Consider the following 5,614-nt stretch of genomic DNA (forward strand, 5'->3'; position numbering starts at 1 on the left):
CAAAAAGCCCGACTCTTTCGAATCGGGCTTCTCTTAATAGGCGCCTAGCAATGTCCTACTCTCACATGGGAACTCCCACACTACCATCGGCGCTACTGCGTTTCACTTCTGAGTTCGGAATGGGATCAGGTGGTGCCACAGTGCTATTGTCGCTAGACAAAAACTTTTGCTTAAATTAATAAGCCAATCTTGAAAGCTGTTGCTCAACAGAGCAATAAATATAAAAGCGTTTTCTTATTCAATGCATTACAGTGCGTGATTTATTCTGTCAGTCTCTACAAACACTTCGCAGTAAAACTACTTGGGTGTTGTATGGTTAAGCCTCACGGGTAATTAGTATCAGTTAGCTCAAGACCTCGCAGTCCTTACACACCTGACCTATCAACGTTGTAGTCTCCAACGACCCTTTAGGGAGCTTAAAGCTCCAGTGAGAACTCATCTCAAAGCCTGCTTCCCGCTTAGATGCTTTCAGCGGTTATCAGTTCCGAACGTAGCTACCGGGCAATGCTATTGGCATAACAACCCGAACACCAGCGGTTCGTCCACTCCGGTCCTCTCGTACTAGGAGCAGCCCTCTTCAATTCTCAAACGCCCACGGCAGATAGGGACCGAACTGTCTCACGACGTTCTAAACCCAGCTCGCGTACCACTTTAAATGGCGAACAGCCATACCCTTGGGACCGACTTCAGCCCCAGGATGTGATGAGCCGACATCGAGGTGCCAAACACCGCCGTCGATATGAACTCTTGGGCGGTATCAGCCTGTTATCCCCGGAGTACCTTTTATCCGTTGAGCGATGGCCCTTCCATACAGAACCACCGGATCACTATGACCTACTTTCGTACCTGCTCGACGTGTCTGTCTCGCAGTTAAGCTGGCTTATGCCATTGCACTAACCGTATGATGTCCGACCATACTTAGCCAACCTTCGTGCTCCTCCGTTACTCTTTAGGAGGAGACCGCCCCAGTCAAACTACCCACCAGACAGTGTCCCCAGGCCCGATAAGGGCCCTAGGTTAGAACATCACGCATACAAGGGTGGTATTTCAAGGTAGACTCCACCACATCTAGCGACATGGTTTCATAGTCTCCCACCTATCCTACACATGTAGGAGCAATGTTCACTGTCAAGCTATAGTAAAGGTTCACGGGGTCTTTCCGTCTAGCCGCGGGTATACGGCATCTTAACCGCAAATTCAATTTCACTGAGTCTCGGGTGGAGACAGTGTGGCCATGATTACGCCATTCGTGCAGGTCGGAACTTACCCGACAAGGAATTTCGCTACCTTAGGACCGTTATAGTTACGGCCGCCGTTTACCGGGGCTTCGATCATCAGCTTCGCTTACGCTAACCGAATCAATTAACCTTCCGGCACCGGGCAGGCGTCACACCGTATACGTCATCTTTCGATTTTGCACAGTGCTGTGTTTTTAATAAACAGTTCCAGCCACCTGGTTACTTCGACTACTCTTAGCTTACACCGCAAGGGTTTAACCGAGAGTAGCGTACCTTCTCCCGAAGTTACGGTACTATTTTGCCTAGTTCCTTCACCCGAGTTCTCTCAAGCGCCTTAGTATTCTCTACCTAACCACCTGTGTCGGTTTGGGGTACGGTTCCTATATATCTGAAGCTTAGAAGCTTTTCCTGGAAGCATGGCATCAATGACTTCAATTCCGTAGAATCTCGTCTCGTATCTCAGTGTTGAATGAAAACCCGGATTTACCTAAGTTAACCACCTACGTACTTTCACACGGACTACCAACGCCGTGCTCATTTAGCCTACTCCGTCCCTCCTTCGCAATATATAGAAGTACAGAAATATTAATCTGTTTCCCATCGACTACGCGTTTCCGCCTCGCCTTAGGGGCCGACTTACCCTGCCCTGATTAACATGGGACAGGAAACCTTGGTCTTTCGGCGGGGGAGTTTTTCACTCCCCTTATCGTTACTCATGTCAGCATTCGCACTTCTGATACCTCCAGCAAGCTTTACAACTCACCTTCAACGGCTTACAGAACGCTCCCCTACCACTCATAATAAATTATGAATCCGCAGCTTCGGTGACTAGTTTAGCCCCGTTACATCTTCCGCGCAGACCGACTCGACTAGTGAGCTATTACGCTTTCTTTAAAGGATGGCTGCTTCTAAGCCAACCTCCTAGCTGTCTATGCCTTTCCACATCGTTTCCCACTTAACTAGTACTTTGGGACCTTAGCTGGCGGTCTGGGTTGTTTCCCTCTTCACAACGGACGTTAGCACCCGCAGTGTGTCTCCCGCATATCACTCATTGGTATTCGGAGTTTGCAAAGGGTTGGTAAGTCGGGATGACCCCCTAGCCTTAACAGTGCTCTACCCCCAATGGTGTTCGTGCGAGGCTCTACCTAAATAGATTTCGGGGAGAACCAGCTATCTCCCGGCTTGATTAGCCTTTCACTCCGACCCACAAGTCATCACCGCATTTTTCAACATACGTGTGTTCGGTCCTCCAGTTGATGTTACTCAACCTTCAACCTGCCCATGGGTAGATCGCCGGGTTTCGGGTCTATACCCTGCAACTAAACGCGCAGTTAACACTCGCTTTCGCTACGGCTCCCCTAATCGGTTAACCTTGCTACAGAATATAAGTCGCTGACCCATTATACAAAAGGTACGCAGTCACCGGACTAAATCCGGCTTCCACTGCTTGTACGTATGCGGTTTCAGGTTCTATTTCACTCCCCTCACAGGGGTTCTTTTCGCCTTTCCCTCACGGTACTGGTTCACTATCGGTCAGTTAGTAGTATTTAGCCTTGGAGGATGGTCCCCCCATATTCAGACAAAGTTTCACGTGCTCCGTCCTACTCGATTTCACTTAAAGGTTGCTTTTGTGTACGGGACTATCACCCTGTATCGTTGTACTTTCCAGTACATTCCACTAGCGCCCAATAAGCTTAAGGGCTGATTCGCGTTCGCTCGCCGCTACTAACGAAATCTCGGTTGATTTCTTTTCCTCAGGGTACTTAGATGTTTCAGTTCTCCTGGTTCGCTTCATTAAGCTATGTATTCACTTAATGATACTGACTTATGTCAGTGGGTTTCCCCATTCGGAAATCATTGGCTATTACGGTTTTTATCACCTTACCAATGCTTATCGCAGATTAACACGTCCTTCATCGCCTCTAACTGCCAAGGCATCCACCACATACGCTTAGTCACTTAACCATACAACCCTAAGTAGTCTTTCGACACGAAGTACACCTCGGAGACTAATCCAAGGCAATTGTAAAGTCTGACATTTTCACGCACAAATAAATGTGTCTTGAATAAGATGTTTACTCTGAGTAAGAGCAAACAAATGTTGATTAACAGCTTTCACTATTAATCGCTTTTGTAGATAGTTATAAAATGTGCAAATCACAGCGCGACACCGTTCATTGCTTTATAAATATCTTATTTATATCAGCTTTCCAGATTGTTAAAGAACTCATTCTTAACGCGCATTCGGTTAAAAACGTGGTTTAAAAAACCAAACTTAACGTGTTCATGAGAACAGTTTAAGTTTGGTCTTTTCTTTAATGAAGAAGTTAATCAATTCACAGCGTGAATTGGTAGGTCTGGGCAGACTTGAACTGCCGACCTCACCCTTATCAGGGGTGCGCTCTAACCAGCTGAGCTACAGACCTATCTTATTAGCAAGCCCAAGGGCTTTCTTCTTCTAATTTGTTATCATGTAATTTGTGTAGACACTCGTGAAACCGAGGTTTCCATTAAACTGTTTTTACTTCAAGATAAGGAGGTGATCCAACCCCAGGTTCCCCTAGGGTTACCTTGTTACGACTTCACCCCAGTCATGAAACACAAAGTGGTGACCGTCCTCCCGAAGGTTAAACTAGCCACTTCTTTTGCATCCCACTCCCATGGTGTGACGGGCGGTGTGTACAAGGCCCGGGAACGTATTCACCGTAGCATTCTGATCTACGATTACTAGCGATTCCGACTTCATGGAGTCGAGTTGCAGACTCCAATCCGGACTACGACAAGCTTTGTGGGATTCGCTCCACCTCGCGGTATTGCTGCCCTCTGTACTTGCCATTGTAGCACGTGTGTAGCCCATCCCGTAAGGGCCATGATGACTTGACGTCGTCCCCACCTTCCTCCGGTTTATCACCGGCAGTCTCCTTAGAGTTCCCGCCATAACGCGCTGGCAAATAAGGATAGGGGTTGCGCTCGTTGCGGGACTTAACCCAACATTTCACAACACGAGCTGACGACAGCCATGCAGCACCTGTCTCACAGTTCCCGAAGGCACAAGTCTATCTCTAGTCTCTTCTGTGGATGTCAAGGGATGGTAAGGTTCTTCGCGTTGCATCGAATTAAACCACATGCTCCACCGCTTGTGCGGGCCCCCGTCAATTCATTTGAGTTTTAACCTTGCGGCCGTACTCCCCAGGCGGTCAACTTAATGCGTTAGCTCCGCTACCCACGGATCAAGTCCACAGACAGCTAGTTGACATCGTTTACGGCGTGGACTACCAGGGTATCTAATCCTGTTTGCTCCCCACGCTTTCGTGCCTCAGCGTCAGTATCTGTCCAGGTGGCCGCCTTCGCCACTGATGTTCCTTCCAATCTCTACGCATTTCACCGCTACACTGGAAATTCCACCACCCTCTACAGTACTCTAGTTTGCCAGTTCAAAATGCAGTTCCAAGGTTGAGCCCTGGGCTTTCACATCTTGCTTAACAAACCGCCTACGCACGCTTTACGCCCAGTAATTCCGATTAACGCTCGCACCCTCCGTATTACCGCGGCTGCTGGCACGGAGTTAGCCGGTGCTTCTTCTGTTGCTAACGTCATAGGATGCAGCTATTAACTACACCCCTTTCCTCACAACTGAAAGTGCTTTACAACCCGAAGGCCTTCTTCACACACGCGGCATGGCTGCATCAGGCTTTCGCCCATTGTGCAATATTCCCCACTGCTGCCTCCCGTAGGAGTCTGGGCCGTGTCTCAGTCCCAGTGTGGCTGATCATCCTCTCAAACCAGCTAGAGATCGTCGCCTTGGTGAGCCATTACCTCACCAACTAGCTAATCTCACTTGGGCTAATCAAATGGCAAGAGGTTCCGAAGAATCCCCCTCTTTGGTCCGTAGACGTTATGCGGTATTAGCAGTCGTTTCCAACTGTTGTCCCCCACCATATGGCATATTCCCAAGCATTACTCACCCGTCCGCCGCTCGTCAGCAGATAGCAAGCTATCTCTGTTACCGCTCGACTTGCATGTGTTAAGCCTGCCGCCAGCGTTCAATCTGAGCCATGATCAAACTCTTCAATTAAAAAATCGTTTGTGATGCTTAGTCGAAACCAAGACATCTGCTCAATGAATTCTGTCGTGTTACCAACAACTCTTAAAAGAGAAGCAGTAACTACATAAAACGTACTAATTAATCTCCTAAGAGATAATTAATACTTAATCTGTGTGACATCATTATTAAACTGTTTTACGTCTTTTCTTGCCTCTCGTGAGAGAATTAAGAACCGACTATGTAAAATCAATGTAATGTGAGTGTCCACACAAATTGCATGATAACTAATTGTTAAAGAAAAACTCATTTACTCAAAGTAAAGAGTTAGATA

The 5,614-nt window shown here is 47.6% G+C and carries 1 tRNA gene and 3 rRNA genes; all 4 read right to left on the minus strand.

The window, feature by feature from the left end:
- Positions 1–42 precede the first annotated feature (42 nt).
- A 5S ribosomal RNA gene (rrf, locus tag H4J52_RS10310) occupies positions 43–157 on the minus strand.
- Between the two features lie 155 nt (positions 158–312).
- Positions 313–3,203, minus strand: a 23S ribosomal RNA gene (locus tag H4J52_RS10315).
- Positions 3,204–3,587: 384 nt separating this feature from the next.
- A tRNA-Ile gene (locus H4J52_RS10320) sits at positions 3,588–3,664 on the minus strand.
- Between the two features lie 106 nt (positions 3,665–3,770).
- Positions 3,771–5,313: ribosomal RNA gene (locus tag H4J52_RS10325) — 16S ribosomal RNA — on the minus strand.
- Together the 16S, 23S and 5S rRNA genes with 1 tRNA gene alongside form the textbook arrangement of a ribosomal RNA operon.
- Between the last annotated feature and the right edge of the window lie 301 nt (positions 5,314–5,614).

The sequence above is a fragment of the Colwellia sp. MB02u-14 genome (genome assembly GCF_014076915.1).
Lineage (GTDB): Bacteria > Pseudomonadota > Gammaproteobacteria > Enterobacterales > Alteromonadaceae > Colwellia_A.